Annotated in this window: 13 protein-coding genes; 5 read left to right on the top strand and 8 right to left on the bottom strand. The window is 58.4% G+C overall.

What is annotated here, in order from left to right; genetic code table 11:
- The first annotated feature begins 143 nt into the window (after positions 1–143).
- A complete protein-coding gene (locus AC1DON_RS21120; RefSeq protein WP_476936806.1) occupies positions 144–338 on the top strand; it encodes an RHS repeat domain-containing protein in 195 nt (64 codons plus the stop codon).
- Between the two features lie 610 nt (positions 339–948).
- Here AC1DON_RS21120 and AC1DON_RS21115 read toward each other — a convergent pair.
- Both AC1DON_RS21115 and AC1DON_RS21110 read right to left on the bottom strand, forming a co-directional pair.
- Positions 949–1,365: a DUF1016 N-terminal domain-containing protein gene (locus tag AC1DON_RS21115; RefSeq protein WP_476936805.1), complete on the bottom strand. Its 417-nt coding sequence runs from the start codon at positions 1,363–1,365 to the stop codon at positions 949–951.
- Between the two features lie 239 nt (positions 1,366–1,604).
- Positions 1,605–2,402 (bottom strand): FadR/GntR family transcriptional regulator, encoded by a 798-nt coding sequence (locus AC1DON_RS21110; RefSeq protein ID WP_476936804.1) that lies wholly within the window; start codon positions 2,400–2,402, stop codon positions 1,605–1,607.
- A gap of 662 nt (positions 2,403–3,064) precedes the next feature.
- Here AC1DON_RS21110 and AC1DON_RS21105 point away from each other — a divergent pair.
- Together AC1DON_RS21105 and AC1DON_RS21100 are read left to right on the top strand one after the other, a co-directional pair.
- Positions 3,065–6,166, top strand: coding sequence for a TonB-dependent receptor domain-containing protein (locus tag AC1DON_RS21105; RefSeq protein WP_476936803.1), 3,102 nt, complete (start codon positions 3,065–3,067; stop codon positions 6,164–6,166).
- A gap of 352 nt (positions 6,167–6,518) precedes the next feature.
- On the top strand, positions 6,519–8,498 hold the full coding sequence (locus tag AC1DON_RS21100; protein ID WP_476936802.1) for a right-handed parallel beta-helix repeat-containing protein: 1,980 nt from the start codon (positions 6,519–6,521) through the stop codon (positions 8,496–8,498).
- 136 nt (positions 8,499–8,634) lie between these two features.
- On the opposite strand, the gene AC1DON_RS21095 is transcribed toward AC1DON_RS21100, so the two are convergent.
- Entirely contained in the window at positions 8,635–9,231 is a 597-nt protein-coding gene (locus AC1DON_RS21095; RefSeq protein WP_476936801.1) for a TetR/AcrR family transcriptional regulator, read from the bottom strand.
- A 76-nt stretch (positions 9,232–9,307) separates the two neighbouring features.
- On the opposite strand from AC1DON_RS21095, the gene AC1DON_RS21090 reads away from it, so the two are divergent.
- Positions 9,308–10,720: an amidohydrolase family protein gene (locus AC1DON_RS21090; RefSeq protein WP_476936800.1), complete on the top strand. Its 1,413-nt coding sequence runs from the start codon at positions 9,308–9,310 to the stop codon at positions 10,718–10,720.
- Positions 10,721–10,723: 3 nt separating this feature from the next.
- Here AC1DON_RS21090 and bla read toward each other — a convergent pair whose 3' ends face one another.
- The 4 genes from bla to AC1DON_RS21070 form a co-directional block, all read right to left on the bottom strand.
- On the bottom strand, positions 10,724–11,572 hold the full coding sequence (bla, locus tag AC1DON_RS21085; protein WP_476936799.1) for a subclass B3 metallo-beta-lactamase: 849 nt from the start codon (positions 11,570–11,572) through the stop codon (positions 10,724–10,726).
- 271 nt (positions 11,573–11,843) lie between these two features.
- Entirely contained in the window at positions 11,844–12,626 is a 783-nt protein-coding gene (locus AC1DON_RS21080) for a FadR/GntR family transcriptional regulator (protein WP_476936798.1), read from the bottom strand.
- A 181-nt stretch (positions 12,627–12,807) separates the two neighbouring features.
- Positions 12,808–15,762 carry a TonB-dependent receptor gene (locus tag AC1DON_RS21075; RefSeq protein ID WP_476936797.1) on the bottom strand — a complete coding sequence of 985 codons (2,955 nt, stop codon included), beginning with the start codon at positions 15,760–15,762 and terminating at the stop codon, positions 12,808–12,810.
- A 460-nt stretch (positions 15,763–16,222) separates the two neighbouring features.
- Positions 16,223–18,295, bottom strand: coding sequence for a sialate O-acetylesterase (locus AC1DON_RS21070; RefSeq protein WP_476936796.1), 2,073 nt, complete (start codon positions 18,293–18,295; stop codon positions 16,223–16,225).
- Between AC1DON_RS21070 and AC1DON_RS21065 the strand changes: the two genes are divergently transcribed.
- A complete protein-coding gene (locus tag AC1DON_RS21065) occupies positions 18,294–20,237 on the top strand; it encodes an NPCBM/NEW2 domain-containing protein (RefSeq protein ID WP_476936795.1) in 1,944 nt (647 codons plus the stop codon). The genes AC1DON_RS21070 and AC1DON_RS21065 overlap by 2 nt on opposite strands.
- A 3-nt stretch (positions 20,238–20,240) precedes the next feature.
- On the opposite strand, the gene AC1DON_RS21060 is transcribed toward AC1DON_RS21065, so the two are convergent.
- A complete protein-coding gene (locus tag AC1DON_RS21060) occupies positions 20,241–21,914 on the bottom strand; it encodes a CocE/NonD family hydrolase (protein WP_476936794.1) in 1,674 nt (557 codons plus the stop codon).
- Positions 21,915–21,944 lie beyond the last annotated feature (30 nt).

Genomic DNA, 21,944 nt, shown 5'->3' with positions numbered 1-21,944 from the left:
AGGTAATTTTTAGCGCAAACATTGCAATGTTTCTTTGGAAATCACCAATCGATTGCACCCGCTTAGGTAATGAAAATCGACGGACTCCCACTTGTAAATCTTAAAAGTTGTGGCATCGTTGTCGCGTCACAGAGGGCAATTCCATGAAACGCATTCTTCGAGCAGGAGTAATTTTCGCCTCCCTCTTGGCGTGCGCGCCGTCCGCTTTTGCAGGGACGACAAGCTATACCTATGATGAGCAAGGGCGGTTAGTTCTGGTGCAATATCCAAATGGAAGCACCGTCAGCTATACTTATGATAATGCCGGAAACAGAACTCAGATTGTGGTTACGCCGTAGCTGAGACTGCTTTTAACGGGTTCCATTTTCGTGGGCATTTGCCTTAAGGGCTAAACGCATAACCCTGCCCTACGGAAGCAACGCGTAACCACGTGCTACATTTCTCGTAGGTCTAAACGTCAGACGCTACTCAGGTAAATTTTCTAGACACCTGCCATCATCCCGCCAATCAAAGCGCCAAGTGCGACAATCAGGGCCGGCCGAGGACCTTTGAGGTCTTGTCGATCCTGGCCAGGCCCTGCAATTCTTCGCCCGCACCGGCCTTGACTAGCATGGGACCGACGGAACTCGAAGCCTTACCCACCTCACACAACCGGATGATAGGTTCGGGGAAGCGCTCGACCTGGCGCAAGGGATCCGTCAGGCGATCTCCCGGCGTGCGTCAGGGATATCAGCAACGCCGACACAAACCTGATTTCTGAGCAAATTCAGTCGCTTATCCCACAGCTATCCAAATTTTCCCAATTGATTCAATGACTTGCTTAGCGGGACTTTTTGCATGAATGGGCCGAGAACCCCTTAAAGGCATTGAGGGCGTCGGGAAACAATTGTCTCACCGCTGGTGAGACTTTTGGCGGATGCAGGACCGTTCGCTCGAACAGCGCCGATTTTAACTGACGTTCCAGCTCCCGGCTGCTCCATTAGCGGCTTGCCTGATATAAAATTCCCGCTCTTCGCGTCTCTGTGTCTGCCCCATGATCGCCAGGTGGTGCGTCCACGGCAATTGTCTCAGCAGTGCTGAGACATTTTCATCGTCGCGGTAGGTCTCATAAAATTGCCGCATACGGTACAGGTTCGGTCGGGTGAAGCCGCGCAGTCCTGGATAGGTTTGCGCAATATGTTGCGCCAATTTGACGATCGTGCCTTCGCCCCATTCAGCAGCAGCCAGCTTGCGACTGAGGGTCTCGCCAACCTGCCAATAAAGCTCGATGAGCGTCGTATTGACCGCTGCATACGCCCTCTGTCGCGCGGTCTCGATCAGTTGTTTGATGGCGGCGAAGTCGTCATCCGTGGAGATCAAACTCACTTTGTCAGCTCTCCGATATGGCCCAGAAGAGGGTTGGCCAGGTCTTCTCTCGACGCACTCGTGCGCGGACGCCTGGCCTCTCTATAATAACCTTGGCGATAAACTAGACCAGAATTCGGCGATTCGGTCACGTTTCCTGATTTGAACAGGGAGTATCCGGAGCGTTAAAATGGCACCGATCTAAGTTTTTGCCTTGTCGCGATATGGCGAAAACCGCTTACACTTTTCGCCATATCGCTCTAGGTGCCCATCACGCCGTACTGCGGTCGTTTGACGATATCCTTCATGGCCTGGCGTATAAGCGATTCCATGCACCAGCGTGCTTCAGCGGCATCGCCGCGTTCAATGGCTTCATAGACCACGCGGTGCGCCAGGACCGGGTTGGGACCGAGGACATCCTGCTCGATCTTGTAGTGCGTTGATAAGGCTACGGACGCGCCGATCGACGCGTTCAGCGACGCCAGCTGATCGTTGTCCGCGGCCGCCAGCAGTGCTGCGTGAAAGTCCTTGTCGGCCTGGCGTCCGGCTTCGGTAAAAAGCGTAGCCTGGTCCATGACATCCAGTGCGCGCGACATGGCGGCAAGGTGTGTAACCGTGCGCCTGAGCGCCGCCAGGCTGGCGGCCGCCGGCTCGATGATGAGGCGGAGTTCAAACAGGTTGCGAACCAGGCGGTCGTCAGGCGTGTCGGCGAACATCCAGCCGATGACGTCCGGATCGAGCAAGTTCCAGCCGGTCTTTTCGGTTACGCAGGTTCCGCGCTTTGGCCGCGGCTCGACAAGGCCCTTTGCCGAAAGGATTCGTATGGCCTCGCGCACTGCCGTCCGCGAGATCGCCAGGGAGATCGACATGTCGAGTTCGGTCGGCAGAACCTCTCCCGGCAGGCGCTGCCCTGAAATGATTTCATGAGCGAGCTTCTGCGCCAGCAGCATGTGCAGAGGCGATGAATTGCGTGCCCCTGGCTCCCCCCTGCCTGGCCGCTTGTCCCAGATAACCGCCTGGCGTCGCTTGTCCGGCTTATCTGTCGCTGTCTGCGTCATGGTCGGTCCTTGGATGGCTTGGCGGAAAATCAGACTTGCTCTAGCGACCACGGCACAGCTGGTCGATCAGCTCTCCCGCAGCGCAACATGTATTCAAAACAATAATTACAGAATACGCCGTCGCGACACCTGATCGCGGAACCAAATTGGATTCGCCCACATCGCCCTACTTTCATCCTTAAAAAAGCAGACCATTAATATCATAAAGACAGACCTTTGGTTCCCAAAATTCCGGATGCTGGGAGAATGCATTTGACAGCCTTGTCATAAGCGCCGCGGCGCATGTGATAATTTTCTCTTTATATTCAATAATATAACAACAAAATGTCACAGTTGTCAACAAAATTGCAAGATTCCATCCGTGAAAAAAGATTTCGAGTTGACGAATATCGGGGTTATGCACCATATATACGGTCAGACTTTATGTGCGAATTTCTCAGGCCGATTATCGTATGAAGCATGGGTTCGATCGCTCCCGCTTGGTGATTTCAGTACCTTTTGGAAGTGGCGGACATAAGTCGGGAAGTAACAAGACTACAGGCAAATGGGATTTTGCTAATTTTGATGGGCGATGTGCTTATTTATGAAATATTGAATAAGTATATATTCGAGATATGCTAAATCCCCAAAACAAACCACGCATTAAATGCAGGGGAAACATCGTGAAAGTTTTAAAGGCTATGCTTTGCGGCGCGTCGGGTGCTGCCATTATTTTCGGGCTTGGATGCCCATTGGTTGCTTTCTCGCAAGAAGCGACGGGCGCTGCTTCGGCAGAAGCGAATGACACAGACGTCGTCGTGGTGACAGGTTCGCGCGTTATCAGAACGAACGAGAAGTCACCGACACCGATCACCGCGATCACCACGGAACAATTAAGTCAGACAACACCCAGCGACATCCCCGATGCGCTGAACAAGCTGCCGCAGCTTATCGGTGGCCGCACCCCGCGTAACCAGGGCAATGGCGCCAACAATAACGGCGGCAACGTCCTCGCCTTGCGCAATTTCGGCCCTTCCCGCACGCTTGTGCTGTTCAACGGTCACCGCGTCGCGCCGAACAATCAGGACGGCACGGTCAATGTCGACGTCCTGCCGCAAATCCTGATGAAGCGTGTTGACATCGTCACCGGCGGCGCCTCGGCCGTCTATGGTTCGGACGCCGTCTCGGGTGTGGTCAACTTCGTTATCGACGAGAACTTTAACGGCTTCAAATACAAGGTCGATACCGGTATTTCCGGCTACGGTGATGGGCGTCAAAGCTCTATCGCAGCAGCCTGGGGTACAGAGCTTTTTGACGGGCGTGGGCATTTTGAAACCTCCTTGCGCTACCGCCACCAAGACAAGATCCTCGTTACGGATCGTCCTTACGGCAAGGATGGACAGGTTTGGTTTCTGACGGGTAACGGATCGGTCTCGAATCCATTTACCAATACCCCCTTTGCTCGCGTTAACAACCAGCCGATGACCGGCGTTGTAAACTGCGGCTCAGCCTGTTCGCTCAATGGCTACACTGTCACTTCGCCCGGCAATTTTGGCCCGCTGACGCGCGGTACACCTACGGGAAGCGGCACCATTGATAGCGGCGGCAACGGCGGTTACGTCAAATTCGGCACCTTCCGCTCAGGTCTTGAGATGAAGGAATCCTTTAGCCGCTTTGACTATGATTTTTCTGATAATGTGCATGGTTATGCTCAGCTCAGCCTGGCTGAAGCCGACGTCTCGTCGGATTGGGTCAATACGGTTGTGAGCTCGTCCGGCTCAGGACGTCCAAGCACGATCTTTGCCAACAATCCGTATCTGTCACCCGCATCTCAAGCGGCCCTGGGTGCCGGCATAACCTGCGGCACGCCTGCGGCAACCGGCTATCGCTGCCTGCCAAACCCTCCGCTGACGGCCCAGGACAGGTATAGCTACGATGGCACGCTCATGCCTGGTGCGACCACGCCAGCGCCGCCTTCGACACCCTACCTTTCTGTTCCCTCCTATATCTGGAACAAGATCGACGGTATGGATGCCGGTCCGCAAGGCCGCGTCTACAAGACCCTGTCGAATCAGAAAAGCCTGAACTTTGAAACCGGTCTCAGAGGAACGCTCGGTAATTTTGACTGGGATGTCTTCTATAGCAACAGCTCCAGCGAGCTGACGGTCTCGAACCCAAACAACCAACGCAACGACAGGTTCCTGGCTTCGCTTGATGCGGTTATCGCGCCGTCGGGCACGATGGTAAACGGCGTAAATGTCAGCGGCACAATCGTGTGCTGGGTCTCGACCCAGACCGCCTTTGCCGGCCTCTATCCGGGTTGCGTGCCGACCAATATCGTCGATCCGAACGGCCCATCGGCGGCATCATATGATTATCTTGTTCAGGAAACGCACTGGACCCTGAAACAGACCATGCAAAACTTCGGGGCCTCCATCGGCGGCGACCTGGGTTTTGGTCTTCCGGCGGGTAACATCCGGGGCAACATTTCGGTCGATGCCCGTACCGCAACCTACAAGATGACCACCAATGCGCTGGCGACGGATTTCGTCAATTGTACCGGTCTTCGTTTGTGCCTGGCTACCGGGAACTCGGCAGGCGCGGGTGCAGCACCGGCACTGTGGATTCAAAACGTCAACAACCCGGTTGATGCGAAGAACGACGTTTACGAAGCCGCTCTTGAGTTCGCCGTTCCTTTGTTGAAGGACCTGCCCCTTGTCGATGATCTGACCCTGGCAGCAGCTGGTCGTTATACCAAGTATTCAACCTTCGATGCCGTTCAATCCTGGAAGTTGGGTCTTGATTGGCATCTGAATTCGATGTTCCACGTTCGTGGCACACAGTCGGTTGACATTCGGGCGCCCAACCTGAACGACCTTTACCAACCGGCTGGTATTTCGGCTTCGACTTTCTCGGATTTCCTGACGGGTCTGAATCAAAATACACAGTTTCAAGTCTCGGGTAATGCAAGCCTGACACCTGAAATTGCACGCACGACAACTCTTGGTGTCGTCTTTACGCCAAGCTTTATTCGTAACTTTAACGTGTCGTTTGATTACTACAAAACGGACATGAAAGACGCCATTACGAATATCAGCTACAATAATGCGGCGATCCAAAACCTGTGTCTCGCCAGCGCGCCGACCTACTCGTCAAACTTCTGTTCCTTGGCTGTTCGCCCGATCACCAATCCATCGGATCCGAATTACAAGACTGCGGCGAACTTCCCGACGAAAATCTTCAGTTCACCTCTCAATGCGGCGAGCTCGACGATCAGTGGTTATGATATCGAGGCAAACTATTCATTCAGCCTGCAAGATGCCATGTCCTGGTTGCCAGGTCGCTTTACTGCGCGAACCTTGATAAGCGTCCAACCGACCAATACGACGATCAATATTCCTGGAACCGCCGAGCAATGGGCATTCCAGCCTGAATTCAGGCAGACGACCTTCTTGTCCTATGTCAACGGTGACTGGACAGTGGCAGTGCAGGATCAATATATTGGTAAGGCAAGAAAGGCGACCAGTGACCCATCAGTCGTCAGCAATAATCAGAACTATGTCATCCCTTACCTGCCTTCGATGAATGTCGTCGATCTAACGATCAGCAAGTCGTTCGAATTCATGTCAGGCAAGAGCGAGGCCTATATCAACGTCACCAATCTTGGCGATACACGCGCACCACTCATGCCAGGCGCTGGTGTCCCAGGCCTCACCTATCCAACGGCGGGCTTCCATGACGATATGGGACGCTACATTACGCTCGGCGTGAGAGGTAAGTTCTAAAGCAGAAGTCTGGAGCATTTCCCGGCGAACGGGTCACCACTTCGCCAGGGAATGCGACAAAACAAGAGATCGGGAGTTCTGATCAACCGGGAAGGCTGCCTGGCGAGTGGTTAATGCGACTTACAAGGTCGCAAGTCTCCCAAGCCTCGCTGCTCGCTTTGCAGCCTTCCTGAAACCTGGGCTGCCTCGCATTCGTGCGGGGCAGCCTTTTTAAGCATTGGCCCAACGTATTGTGTAGGGCCCAAGAGGCCCGGATGCTCCGGATAGGTGAAGTCATATGATGCAGAATAACAGCCGGATTAATCGCCGGAGTCTGTTGGGTTATGCAGCTGTTATGGGCGGAATGGCAGCGATGAGCAGCAGCGCCTGGGGTGGGGCGAAGGCTGCATCGGATACACGGCTGCCGGACGGCACCGACTTCGCGCGCTGGGAGCAGCCGCTCACCTTTTCAAAGACCTATTATGTCGACAATACCTCGGCCGCCGCCGACGACGGCGGGCCAGGTGATCAGGCGCGCCCCTTCCGCACGATCAACCAGGCGGCCCGGGTGCTTCAGCCAGGCGAGCGTGTCGTTATTGCCGCCGGCACTTACCGCGAATGCGTCCGGCCTGTGCGCGGCGGCGATGGTCCTTCGAAGATGATCAGCTACGAGGCTGCACCGGGCGCCAGGGTGCTTATCAAGGGCTCGGAGGTCCTGACGGACGGCTGGCGCCAGGAAACCGTCACCATGGCCTTCCGCCCACCCAGCGGTCCTGCCCTTGCCGAAGGTGGCGTGACCACCTGGCGTCACGATCTCGACGGCGCGCTGTTTCCCGACGCCTATAATCCGTTTGCCTTGCCGAGTATCATGGGCTCATGGGCGTGGCTGAACACGGCCAATGTCGATATGGGGCCTTATCTGCGCCGCCGCGGCCTGGTGTTTGCCGACGGAAAGCCGTTGGAACCGGTCGAGCAGCTTCGCGAACTGGCGATGCCGGCGCTGCAGCCCGTTCCGGATTTCACCAAGCCGGCTGCGCCGCAGAATGGGCTGCCTGCGCGGCGGCGCGGTGGCGCGATCATGCAGGAGGTCGGCGGCGTGCCCGATGGCCGGGTCTGGGTTGACCCATCCGGCACGGCGATTCAGATCCGCCTGGCATCGGGAACTCCCGCCGACCATATGATCGAGGTGACGACCCGCCAGCACGCCTTCGTTCCGGCGCGCAGCGGACTGGGCTTTATCCGGCTCAAGGGGCTGACCTTTCAGCACGCCGGCAATGCCTATCCGTTTCCGCAGCACGGCATGGTCTCGCTGGCCGGCGGCGACCACTGGATCCTGGAAGGCAACACGCTGGAATGGGCAAATGGTCTGGGCCTCGCCATCGGCTTCGACGGCAATAGCGCGGGCGCGCTCAAGTCCGGTGTCTCGCACGTCATCCGCGGCAACACCATCCGCTATTGCGGCGTTGGCGGCATCGGCGGCATGGGTACGACCGACGTGTTGATCGAGGACAACCTGGTCGAATGGTGCGGTTGGGCCGACGCCGAGCGCGGCTGGGAGGCGGCCGGCGTCAAGTTTCACCGCGCCCGCAACATGATGTTCCGCCGCAACGTCGTCCGTCACATACGACACGGCAATGCCGCCTGGTGGGACAGCGAAGACGCCAATTGCCGCGTCACCGGCAATATCTTCGCTGATGTCCAGACCGTCAGCGCCGCCGTGCACTTCGAGATGAACCGGGAAGCGAACCAGATCGATAACAATATCATCTGGGACGTGCGCAATGCCGAGCCAGGCACGCCCGGCCAGAGGGGCTGCGCCGGATCGGGCCTGTTCATCAACGCCACCGACAAGCTGATAGTCGCGCACAATCTGATCGGGGCTTGCGACAATTCCGGGATCTTCGCCATCCTGCGCCCGGATCGCAGGGGCGCCGGCGAGGCGCGCGACAATACCATCGTCAACAACATCTTTGTCCAATGCGGGACCTCAGCCATGATCTTTCTCGACAGAAAAAATACGTCCGAGGGTAATGCCTTTGTCGGCATGCCAGCGAGGTTCCTGGGCTATTACGAAGGCGATACGAAAGCCTATCTCGACCTGGCTGCCTGGCGTGCCGCCTACGGCTGGGACCGGACCTCCGTTGAGTCCGGAATGCAGGTCGCGTTCGATCCTGCCACCCTGCGCCTGACGCTGTCGGGTGCTCGGGCCTTGCCCAGGACAGCCCCGGTCAAAGGCATTCAAAGCGACCTGTTGGGAGCGCCGGCAAGCGCAATGCGAGTCGCAGGGCCGCTGGCGAATCCGACCGCAAAGGAAGACCGGATAGTTGACCCTCGACGGAAAGACGGCGCTTGAGATTGCTATATTCAGCAAAGGACCGCAGCACACTTTGACCGCCATAGCCGTGTGCTGAAGACACTGCCGCGCTGTCCCGCGCCTGAGTGTCGCGGTCGATGACGCTCTGTGGTTACCGGAGCAAAGGGACCGTTGGTTACTGCGAAATTGTTGGATGCAGAGGGTGCCTCCCAATCTCAAGGGACGCCAGGTAGTCATGACAGGTCTGTCGATACAGGTCCTTGAAATGCGCTTCATCGGAAAAGCGCCCGGCGCGGTAAAGCGAGACCAACCCCTGCCCCAGCGCCCACAGGGTCAGCGCAATGTTCAGCGCCGCCCCGCCGCCCAGGCGGCCCAGGGCCTTGGCCTCATCGATCCGTGCCATGGCCAGTGATATGGATGGCGAGCGTCGGGCGGCGAAGTCATCCGGGAACTGACGTGCCTGGCTGGCTGGCAGGAAGAAGGCGGCGTCGAACAGATGGGGCTCTTTCGCGCTGAAGTCGAGAAAGGCTTCCATGAAGTCCTCAAGCCACCGGACAGGATCAGTGCTGCCGATCGCGGCAACGCGGGTTTCCCACGCTACGAATCCATGCGCCATCAGTGCGTTGATCAGCGCGTCCTTGTCCGCGAAATGGCGGTATAGCCCCATTGGAGACAGTCCGGCCTCCTTGGCGATCTTGCGGATGGAAAGCCCGGCAATTCCTTCCTGCGACAGGAGTTTACTGGCGGCCATGAATATTTTGTCACGTGTCATGTGTACACTGTACACGTTCTTGCGTACGGTGTACACTTCCGTCATCGAATAATTCGCAGAAGGCAGGGACGACAGGATGTTAAACAGAAATCACACGCTAAGGGCCTGTGTCTCCGTCATGGCGACCGTCATTCTGGTCTCCGCCGGATCGCTTCAGGCGGGCGAGAGTAAAGCCAACAGGCTGACGATCAGGAACGTGACGGTTCTACCGATGACGGGCGAAGGCAGGGCGGTGGCGCACGCCACGATTAATATCGCTGACGGCCGGATTGTCTCTGTCACTGCAACTGAAAAAGGCGACTGCGCGGAACCCTGCATCGACGGCACAGGCAAGTGGCTCATTCCGGGCCTGACCGATGCCCACGTGCACATTGAAAATGACCATAATATGCAGCTCTACATGGGGCTGCCGGAACGGCCCGTCGGCGCGGTGCAGGCGGCCGACGTCTTCCTGCCCTATGTCGCCCACGGTGTAACCCAGGTCTTTGATCTGTCGGCCATGCCCGAAACTCTGGCGCAGAAGGCCGATATCGAGGCTGGAAAAGTCATAGGGCCACAGATCGTCACGGCCTACATGCTGGACGGGCCAAAGCCCATGTGGCCTGAAGGCATGAGTCACGGCATTGCGAATCCGGATGCCGGTCGTCAGGCGGTGCGCGAAGCCGCCAAAGGCGGGTATGATCTGATCAAGGTCTACAGCCTGCTGGACCTGCCAACCTTCCTGGCCATCATCGACGAAGCGGGCAAGCACCGCATGAAGGTGATCGGCCATATACCGGGAAGGAACCAGGGCACGACGGCAAGCTTCCTGGTGCCGGGTTTCGACGCAGTGGCGCACGCTGAGGAGTTCGCCTTCCAGACCGCGTCGCCCGACAGGTCGAAAATTCCGGCCTATATTGCAATGGTCAAGACCAGCCACACCGCCTTGGTGTCGACCCTGACTGTGGATGACCAGATACTGGCCCTGACGGACGATCCGGACAGCCTGAAGCGGCGCAGCGACCTCGATTATCTCAATCCGATCTATCGCAAGATCGTGGTCGACCATAATCCGTATGTCGCCCAGATAGGACCCGGACGGATCGAGATGCTCAAGGCGGTCGTCGCATTTAACCGGGAACTGGTTAAGGCGTTTTCGGACGCGGGCGTGCCGGTACTCGCAGGGTCGGATTCGCTCGTCCCCGGCGTGGCGCCCGGCTTTGGTCTTATCGATGAGCTCGAGGCGCTCAATGCAGCGGGGCTCACGCCTTACCAGGCCCTGGTGAGCGCGACGCGGACGCCTTGCGAATGGCTCGGACGCCTGCAGGACTGCGGTACGGTCCAAGCGGGAAAACGCGCCGATCTTGTCCTGCTCGACGCCGATCCGACTCGGGCGATAGAAAACGTTCGCCGGATTTCGGCCGTGATCGTCAAAGGTAAAGTCTACACGTCAGGGGATCTGGCCCAGCGAATGACCGAACTGAGAACGCGCTTTTCCAAAGCCCGTTAATAGCTATTGCGGCGCTGCAGCCTGCTCCTTTGCCAGCTGGGCATTGAATTCGCGCTCGCTTTGCGCGTTGAATGCCTGAAGCCCTCCGGCATCTACAAAAGCATTGGCATCACCCGCGATCTGCCGGCCGCGTTTGTCCGCGAGATTGAAAAAATTGGCGTGGTTCGCAAGGAAGATGTCGGCCTTGACCGTGCGCATATAGGCAAAGGTGGCGTGATAGTCGGCGACCATACCGGGGTAGGATTCCGGGACGAGTTTCTGCCCGCCCGTCGTGGTGCTGCAATGGAAAAAGGCATGATGAAGCATATCGTCATCGCCGCGGACATCCATGCTCCAGCTTGTGCAACCCGGGCTATGGCCGGGCGTGATGTGCGCCGTCAGGGTTACGCCACCAAGGCTTAGCCTGTCACCCTGGCCAACGACGCGATCGACACGCACCGGCGGCACGGAAATGTTCGAGGTGGGCCCAAAAGCAATACGGCCTGTTTCAAGTATGCCGCGATCCGCCGCGCTTGCGACCATGGTTGCGCCGCTCGCCCTTTGCAGGGCTGCCAGGCCGCCGGCGTGATCGAAATGGGCGTGGCTGTTGAGAAGATATTTCACGTCATGGATATCAAAGCCAAGCGCCTTGATATTAGCGATGATTTGCGGTGGCGTTTGCGGAAGAGCGCCATCCAGGAGGAAATGACCGCGTGGCGTGGTAATGAGCCAGGAACTTACACCGGTTGTACCGACGTAGTAGACGTTCCCAATTACCTTGAACGGCGGGAACGGATCATTCCAATGCGCTTCGGCCGCCATTTCGGCGAGCGGCGCCGCCTCCGCGTCGGCAATGTCTCCGTCGTTTGCCATAGGCAGGGGGACGCGAGGTCCGGCTAGCACGCAGCCAGACAAGAAGATAGCAGCGCATAAGGAAAGCAATCTAGCCATAGATGTCCAAACCTCCCACGGTCACAGGCGGTGCGGCTAACGAAGCCCGGGCCCCCTGCTTCACTGTTACGCCCTGTTTGATTTTTCTGAGCTGGGCGCAGCCAATTTCCGCACCATAACTCCGTTACGAGCAGACTGACAAGCACATGGTGGAGTGCGCGGCGCGATCCGGCGGACGGTTGACGCGGCCTGCCTAAATGGCCAGGCGGCGGGTACGCCGAAGGACGGCTTGTCTCTTGTTTTGCAGCCTGTCACGCAGGGCATTTATCTCAGCGGTCTCTGTAGCATCGAGCAGATATTCACGCACCTGCTCCAGATGATCACGCATGGCGCCACGTGCGGCAACGGCATCGTGGGCCGCCAAAGCGTCAAGAATTCGACGGTGTTCCTCAACCCGCGCTTCCAGACCCCCGCCTTTCGCGCGTGTCATTATCTGCGCGGCCAGCGGTGACTTTTTGCGGAAGTCCCATAGTAGCTCTACCGCCGCCGCCAGGGCGCTGTTGTTGGACATGGCCGCGATGCGCATATGAAAACGACGGTCGGCGTCCTCCCAGATTTCCGGGTCCGACGACGACATTTCATCGACTCGCGCGCGCAGGTAGGAGATGTCTTCTGCAGTCGCCGTCTCGGCGGCAAGCCCGGCGGCAGCCGCTTCAACGAATATCCGCGCTTCCAGAAGTTCAAACGCACCTACGCTCAGGTCGTCATGCTGCCCCTGCCCTGCTGATACGGCAGTTGAGGATACGGGCCGATTAAGGACATAAATACCAGAGCGGTCGCGAATTTCGACCACACCCATGATTTCCAGTGCAATCATAGCTTCGCGTATGGTGGGCCGGCTGACACCCATAGCCTCGGCCAGCTCGCGTTCCGGCGGAAGTCTCACGCCCGGCTTATACAGGCCCTGATTAATCCAGGCGCACATCTGATCGGCCACACGGCGATACAACCGATCGGGTTGCGAGACTGCTTCCACTAAAACTTCCTAATTCGGCCGGGTTTGAACAGGTGGGCCAGTATGACGCCTCCATACAAAGCGCAACTGACATTTTTACAGTTTAATCGTGCCAGCGAGCTTATCCGTCGAATCTCAATAAAAAAAGAACTCCCGGCCAGAAGACCGGGAGCCCAGTTGTGAAGAGACAGAGGAAATAAGCTTAGTACTGAGCACGCCATCCGAGCAGGATGGTCGTTCCGGGGCGCTGATAACCGAAGGGGACGTTCTCGAAGCCGATATAGCTCTTGAAGCCCTGGTTATCGAGGTTGGTGGCGTCGAGCGTTACGCTCTGGTCGAAACCGAACGCCTTGAACTTGTACGACGCCGAGAGATCGAGTTGGTGACGCTCGTCGCCGTATTGGTCATAAGGCATGCTGTTCGCTTGCGGACGCAAGCCAGTGGTCGTCTTGCCGACCTTGGCGTAGCTGAGGCGGAAGGAATAGGCGTCGCGTTCGTAGTAGCCGGTGAAGTTATAGGTATAGTCCGGCACACCAAACGCCAGGGTCACCTGGTCGTAGTCGAACGAGGTGTAGTTGAAGGTGTAGCCCAGGCCGTCGACAAAGTTGTCGAGCGGCTGGACCCACATAAACTCCTTGCCCTTGAGGTTCAGTATCAAGTCAGAGTTCTGTGGGCGCGACACGTTGATGGGCGCAGCGTCAGCCAGCGACGGATTGGCCAGCAGTGCCGCCGATGTCGTGCCGAGATTGACCGCCATCGACGTCTGTTGGGTCGCGTTCAGGTTGCCATAGCCGATCCCGAGCGTCCCGAACGGCACGACCGCATTGGCACGGGCCGTGAAGTTCTTGATCTCCTTGTTAAACCAGGTCAGGCCGACATAACCGGTCTTGCCGGTATAGTATTCGCCGCCGAAGTCAAAGTTATTGGAATAGAATGGCTTCAGGCCAGGATTGCCCTGGCTGGCGCTCTGGGCCGACGGGTCGCTGAAGGCAAGCTGCGAGGTCATGTCCGACGGGTTGGCGCGGGTCATCGTCTTCGAGGCCGCAAGTCGCAGGTTCAGCTTGTCGGTCGCACTCACAGCCACGTTAAAGGCCGGCAGGACGTCCTTGTATTTGCGCTCGGTCGTGATGTAGACGACCTGACTGTTGATGATCGACGGCGAGGTGATGGTCTGTTCCGTCGTCTGGAAGCGATAACCGTAGTTGGCGCGAACCGGCAACGAGAAGATCGTGCCGTTATAGGCCGCCATGGCGTAGGCCGAGCTGATCTCTTCCTCGATATTGGTCGACCCGGCACCGTTGGTGGTATTGCCGGTCGTCACATTGCCGGGCGCGGTGACCAACGCCTGGAAGTTGATAGCCGTGGCAATCTTGTCGAAGTTCGGCGTGATCCACTTGTCGAAGCCTGCGCCAGTGACGCCGCTACCGTCATAAACAGACTGCGTCATAGGCACTAGATACTGGCTTAGGTTTGCGTCCGGAATAGCTGCGGCGTATGCGGTCTGGAGGGCCGCAGAATTGTCACGGATATCCATTTCACGCAGGAATTTGTCGATCGCCCAACCGCCCTTGAACGTCCAGTCGCCGTGAGTTTTGGTAAAATTCAGGCGTGCCGCCGAGGTATCGACATGTCGCATGTCACGCTGCAGGATCATCTGGCCGCCCGTGAACACACGCCAGCCGGCCGTCGGACTGTTCAGGTCGATGTTCGACTTGATGGTTGGGATGTCGTTGCTGGAATCGTTGGTGTAGGTGGCGTTCGTCTGAACCTGGAAGGGCGAGCGGTATTTGAGGAACAGGACGCGGCGTTCATAGTCCGACGACATAGCGCCCAGTTGGCCATCGATGGTCCACGAATCAGCAGGCGACCAGACGAAGCCGAAATTGGCGCTCGTGTAGGATGTATTGTCCAGATAGAAGTTGTTTTCCAGGAAGAAGCTGGAATTGGCGAAGGTGCCTGACGTGACGACATTGTTGGAATCGACCTTCATGCCGATCGGGATCATGCCGCCATTATAGTCATCGCCGGGACCGGTGCCGCGCACCGCCCACATCATGTTGGTCCTGAGCGCTTCACGTTCGGCATCGCCAGCCAGGATGTCCAGGGTAAAGCGCAGGTCGGAGTTGGGCCGGTATTCCAGCGCGACCAGGCCGACTTTGTTGGTCGTTTCGCCATCAAGCAGCGAGTTGCGGCCCAGGCGCGGCATGATAGCGCCCTTGATTTGATCCTGTGTCAGGCCGGGATTGAGCGCCAGCAGGCCTGCCATGTCAAGGGTGCCGGGTGTCAGGCCGTTGCCGGTGTAGCTATAGATTGTGTTGCCGAAGCGGAACTGGTTTGAGCCAGCCGGGTTCACGATGACGCCGGGACTAGGGTTCAGAAGACCCGGGTCACAGCTGGTGCAAAAGTTACTCAGGTTCGGATCGCCCCAGCCAACAGTTTCAAAGCCGGCAGTGTAGATCTTGCGGTTTGTCTGGGTATAGCCGGCCAGGATGCCGAACTTGTCCCAGGTCTTGGATGCGACTGCCGTGAGGCGCGGCGCCCATTCCTTGACGTTGCTGTTATAGTTGCCCTGGGCGGCCAGGACAACGTGCGTGCCTTTGCGATCAAAGGGGCGGGCGTTCTGGACGTTGACGGTACCGGCGATGCCGCCTTCCAGCGTTTCAGCCGATGGCGTCTTGGCAACGTCGACGCGGTTGAAAAGGCCAGTCGGGAACATGTCGAGGTCGACGTTGCGATTCGGGGAAGACCCGGTGAAGCCGAAGTCCGACGCCACCATGACTCGGTTGCCGTTCATCGTTACCTGCGTGAAGCTGGGCGGCAAGGCGCGGACCGAAATCTGCGTGCCTTCGCCGGTCAGGGCGTCGCGCTGGACGATCATGCCCGGCACACGCTGCATGGACTCAGCCATGTTCACATCCGGGAACTTGCCCAGATCTTCGGAAAAGATGGTTTCGGTAAAATTCGTCGCTGTCTTCTTGGCGGTCGTCGCGTTCCTGAGCGACGCGCGGTAGCCGGTGACAACGACGACGTCGGTGTCGGCCGCTGGCGCGCTACCGGTGTCCTGAGCGTGCGCGGCCGCAAACGGCAGGCCAGTCAGAATGGTGGCCCCCATCAGCGCGGCTTTGACGCAATAAGCCTTGTGATTCGATTTGGACATTTATGGTCTCCCCATTTGAGGCCTGGTCTGACCTCACTCGTTTTTATACTTACGATATCCCGGCTGGTGGATCGTATTAGTCTGCTTATTAGAAAGGCCAATAGCCGTCAATGTGGCCTGACCAAACTCATAAAGGTGTTGCAATTTTTCAACAAGAAATATTCGAAAATAGCTTTTATGGGACCTGATTGAGTCCAAGCCTTTGCAATTATTGTAGTTTTTACATTAACCATGTCGGTAAGTCATTGTTTTTGTTAGCGTTATCATTTTGCGGACAAAAATAAGTGGTAAGCTTTTGGCCTTGCCAGTTCAGATATTTGGTCTGACTATATATAGCGCACGCACGCACAGAGGAACGGTTGCGAAGGGGCCAACCTCCCTTTTCGCATCCGGGCCCACACTGGCCTGTCCAGAATGTAATTGGCTTCCTAAAAAGCCGTTCGCCAGATAGGCGCCACCGCTATCGTGTTAAAGGAACCTCGAACGTGCTCACGGGCAGTTGGGCTTCGTCAAAAAGATTGACGACCGGGAAATCCGCCCAGGCGTACCTGACCCGTGACACCACCCTACCGTCACCTGTCAAACGGACGGTGGCTCCATCGATACTGCCTTCGGCGTACCGGCAAGTCGCCGGCTCTGGACCGCACATCTCGAATCCTATGGCCGTTGCACTGCTACGCGTATGCAGGCTGCCCGTGACGTCCTTAAACGCAAGAATGACGTCGCTTCCGGAAAGGGTCGCAGTGGCAATCCTGGGACCGGTCACAGGCGTTTTCGCACCATATGCGAGGGCCCGCATTGCCCTTGCCATGCGCCGGCCGACCTCGTGCTTTTCACCGGGATGAATATCAACCGGATCGCCGAAATCAATCGTTGACACAAGCCCGGCATGTGCGTCTGCTTCGGTCATGCGGCGCTGCGCATCGCGCACATTGGCCCAGCCGCTTTCGCCGGGATTAACAGCGGGCGTGCCATAGGCCGACAGCTGGATAATGACAAACGGCAAGTCGGACTGCGTAAACTGCCGGCGCCAATCCGTCGCCATCGCTCTCAGACGGCCTTCATAACCCGGAAAGTCCGTATCGGACTCGCCCTGGTACCAGGCTACGCCCTTAAGCCCGAACGGTCCGAATGGTGCGATCATGGCGTTATAGGCTGTCCCGGCGCCGCCCATATCTTCCCACGGGGTGTGGGGCGGATTTTTCGGCGTGGTTGCCGCCTTTGCATAGAGCCAGCCATCTGCAAGGGCTTCGGACTTGCCGCCCGTAAAGTCCAGCTTTAGTGCACTGGCCGGCCCGCGCATGCCGCCGTCGGCATAGGTATTGTTGATATTGACGATAATGATGTTCTTGCCGGCTTTCAGGGTCCCCTTCGGCACGGCGAAGGCCTTCATCGGGCCGGGATCGCCAGCCGTGCCCAACGTCATCCCGTTTATCCAGGCCATACCGAAATCATCCAGGCCGCCAAGATTGAGGACGGCCCCCTCTTTCGCATCGCTTGCGCTGATTTCGATTTCGCGCCGGAACCAGACCATACCGACATGGCTGGCGAGTTCGGGATCTCCCCATTTTTGCCAAACGCTGATCGCCGGCACCGGTTTCCAGGCGCGTTTCACCACAGGCTGCCATGGCTCACCCCCGACCTTGTCGCCCGTATTGCTGCGCCACCAGGCTTCCCAGATCGCATTGGATGCTCTTTCTGCGGCCGCACGGTCTTTCCCGTATAATTTCAACAGGTCGGAGCGATCCCCTGAACCGACGGCGGATAGCGCTCCGTCCCCCATCCACGGACTGATCTGCGTACCGCCCCAACTGCTGCTGATGGCGCCGATCGGCACGCCTGCGCTCTTGCGGAGCGTTTTGATCATGTAATAGCAGCTGGCGGAAAAATCGGACACAGTCTGGGGATTGGCGACCAGCCAGGTGACCGGCTTCGCAAACACATCCTTGGGCGTATAGGCCACGGCTTTATCGATGGTCATCAGGCGCACGTCGGGATCCGTCGCCGAAAAGGCCTGGCCAAAGGCGTCTTGAGCACCCTTGACCGGCATTTCCATATTCGACTGCCCGGAGCACAGGAACACGTCGCCGACCGTGACGTCGTTCGCCGTTGCCTGACCGGACTGGCTTTCCACAGACAGGGCTATGGACCCGGGGGTTTCGACCGGCGCGAATTTCGCCAGGAAGCGCCCGTTACTGTTGCTCGTGGCTGTGGCACTTTGGGTGCCAAGTCTGACAGTTACGGTCTCGTTCGGCGCGGTCGTCCCCGTGATCGCTACCGGCCGGCCGCGCTGGAGTATCGCGTGATCGCCATACAGCGCGTCGAGCTGAGGTCCTGCGACCGCCGCATTCGCCAGGCCGAGAAGACCCGCCGTCAGCCCCAAAGCCGTCCGTTTTACCATGACATGTCTCCCACCTTTTTTTATATCGATCGCACGAATTGGTAACGCTAACAATCGACTTGCTTCCGATTGGCACGGCTTGCTATTGTCTGACAAGAACAATGTAATAAAAAATGCCAAAGAGGAAGCCATGCCTAACTCCCCATCGACACGTAAGGCCCTTTCGAAATGCGCCAGCCTGGCTGTTATCAGCCTGAGTTTGCTCCTTGCACACGCAGCCGCTGCGGAAACACCTGTTGATGCATTGCGGCCGACTGGCAAGTGGACGGCGCCCATGCATGGCAACGCCCACACACCGCCTATGGGTTGGAACTCCTACAATGCCTTCGGGATCGAGGTCGATGAAGCCAAGGTCATGGGCGCAGCGCAGGCCCTGGTCGATACCGGTCTTGCGAAGCTCGGCTATGTCTATGTCAATATTGATGACGGCTGGTGGCAGAAGCGCCGGACAACGGACAATGTGCTTCAGGTCCGCGCCAGCATCTTTCCGAGCGCCGTTGTTGCGGGCTCCGACAATACCAACTTCAAGCCGATGGTTGATCGCTTACATGGTATGGGCCTGAAAGCCGGTATCTACAGCGATATCGGCCGCAATGCCTGTTCACAGGCCTACGCCCTCACCTCCCCGAACCTGCCGGTCGGCACGGTCGCGGAACGCGAGGTTGGCCTATACGGCCACGTCGATCAGGACATCCGGCTCTATTTCAAGAACTGGGGTTTCGACTACATAAAGGTCGATGCCTGCGGGATCGCCGACTACGCGTCGGACCGCAGCCACGTGAAAACGCCTGGCTATCGCCCGTTCGAGCCGATCATGTTCCGCAGCCAGCCGTCGCGTGACGATGTCGCCCAGATCCGCGGACTGTATCAGGATGTGGCCGATGCGCTCGATCGCTATAACCCGGACAAGGACTATGTCCTGTCGATCTGTGCCTGGGGGCACGGCGATTCGCGCGCCTGGGCGAAGGACGTCGGCACGGTCTGGCGCACCAGCGACGACATCTATCCAAAATGGTCGCGGATGCTGCATTCGTTCGACACGGCCTCGACCCGCGCGATGTATGCCCATCCCGGTGCCTGGAACGATCCGGACATGCTGTATATTGGCGCCGGAGATTTTGACGAGAACCACATCACCGAAGCGCGTAGCCACTTTACGCTGTGGGCCATGATCAATGCGCCGCTGTTGATTGGTTATGATCTGCGCAAGGCGCCGAAATCCCTGCTCGACATCTGGGGGAATGCCGACGTGGTCGCCGTCAACCAGGACACACTCGGCAACCAGGGCACCTTGGCCTATCGCTCGGACGACGTCACCATTATCGTCAAGCCTTTGAGCGACGGTCGTAAGGCTGTGGCCCTGTTCAATCGTGGCGGTGCGCCGTTCGATATCGCGCTGACCGCCGAACACCTGAAGTTCGATCCGAAGAGACAAATTGCCTTACGTGACCTGTGGAGCAAGGCCGATTCCTCATTTACCAAAGAACAGGTCTTCAAGGTCGCGCCGCACGAAACACGTGTCTTCATCGCCGGCGGCACGCGGATATTGCCAGACGGTGTTTATCTGTCGGAGATGCCCGGCAGCATCAACGTCGCTGAAGACGGCATCCGTCAGGCCGAGCCGGACCCGGAGCTGCATCGCGCCAGCAGCTGGGGCAGTACGCGCGGCTCTGGTGAGTGGCCGGTCTACTCCGGCTGGGGCGGCGCGCAGCCCGACGCCAGCCCGTACAGCACTGAACTGTCTGTCGCCCACAAAGCTTTCCGCACCGGCGTGGGGATCCTGTCCGGATCGCGCATGGAGGTGCGTGCCGATAACCGCTACACACGCTTTTCCGCCAGGGTCGGCGTCGATGACGCGACGCGCAATCGCAAGACCAAGGTACGCTTCCTGGTCTATGGCGATGGCCGCCTTCTCGGCGAAAGCAAGGCCATGATTTTCGGCGATGCCCCTGTGCCACTGACGGCAGATATTACCGGCGTCAAGATCGTCGAACTGGTGGTGCGCGAAGACGGCGCCACGGACACCCCGGTCGCCGCGACCTGGGGAGAGGCCGCGCTGGCAAAGGGGTCGTAAGATCTACTTCGATACGGGCAGGTCGATACGCGACGCGTCTTTTCCGCCATGGAAGACGGTAATGACCGGCGCCGGCGTCAACTGAATGTCTTTCAGGTTGCGCTGCCGCGGGTCAGCCCCCGCGACGGTCAGGCGGAGCCGTGCCCCCGCAGGCACGACCCGCGACACCGGCGTCAGCGCGATCGAAACCTTCGCTTTTTCGCCGGCGGCGATCGGCAGGATGTCGCCCGACCTGCCCGAATGCCACGGCAGTCCCAGCGTATCGTAGGGCGCCTTGGACAGCTTGCGGTGTGACAGCTTCAGGCGGCCAAAGGACATAACCTCGGCCTTGCCCGCCGCATCGATCTGGTCGACATAGACGAACAGGTCGGCGTCCGGATGGCTCGTCGCAACGGTAAGCTGCGCAACGGGAGAGCCTATCAGGGTCAACGGCGCGGTTAGCGGTGCACCGGTATAGCTCTGCCCGTGTGTGTCCATAGGCTGCGGCCAGAAGGCGAAGTATTCCGGCGGCGGCAGGTTGTAATCGACGGTGAAGGCATTGCTTCCGGCCTTCCCGGCCTTTGCACTCAGGCCAGTGCTGGCGCCAGCCTTGTTGAGACGCAGGGTGAGCGGCGTCGACTTCACACCCGGCAAGCTGTCCGACTGGACGTACTTGCCTTTGCCATCAAGCCCTTCGACCCAGTAAGTCGCGCGCGGCGTCTTCTCGATACCGTTGTCCGCACCCTTGAGATAATGGTCGAAATAACGGGTGATTTCGCCAGCAAAATCGAACCCTTTCGGCGGGACACAGTGACCGCCGGGGCCGCCCAGAAACTTGCTGTTCAGATTGGCAGCGGCGAGGATCGTCTGGGCCGTCGGTTCGTCCTGCCAATTGCCCCAGAAGTAGGTCGCAATTCCGGCTTTGCGGATGGCATCGAGATAGTTGTAGACGCCGACCTCGTCCCAGAAGGCGTTGCCGGTGAATTTCGAGATGCTGTCCCGGTAGGGCATGCCGTACCACAGCGGCCCCATCGGTGTATTTTGCGCGTGTTCGGCCACGGCCTGGCGCAGCAGGCTGCCGTCCGCATCGGAATCAACCGGAAGGCTGGCCAGGTCGACTGAAGCGGGCTCATCCGGGCGCGTATTGAACTGCGCGGTAATGCCGCCGGCGCGAACGAAGTTGTATTTGTCGAGATCTGAAGCGCCGATAAAGACGGCCTTCAATGCGGGCGGCGCTGTGCTGGCTGTATGGAAGGTCGTGCCGCCGTAATAGCTGCAGCCGATCATGCCGACATTGCCTGTCGAAAACGGCTGATGCGCCAGCCATTCAACAAGGTCATGGCCGTCCTGGGCTTCGGTGCGGTCCTGGAAGCCACGACGTGATCCGAATGACGCCCCCTTGCCCCGGATATCAGCCACGGCGACGACATAGCCGGCGCGCAATAACGACCGCAGGCCGAGATTGTCGTCCAGCACCGTTTCATTCACCTTGCCCTTGTCGTCCTTGAAACGGGCGCGATAGGGCGTGAAAACGAAGACAACCGGCTTGGGCCCGGCGACCACCTGTCCGCCAGCCGCCGGACGATAGATGTTGATCGCGAGCCGCGTGCCATCGCGAACCGGAACATAAAGCGACTGGCGTAGATATTCCGCCGGAGTCGCCGGTTCCGCCGCCATGGCGGGAAGCAGGCCCAGCATGGCGAAGCTCATGCAAGCGGTAGTCAGAAA

It is taken from the genome of Asticcacaulis sp. P4_H10, from assembly GCF_056400965.1.
This window is presented reverse-complemented; position numbering and strand designations above follow the sequence as displayed.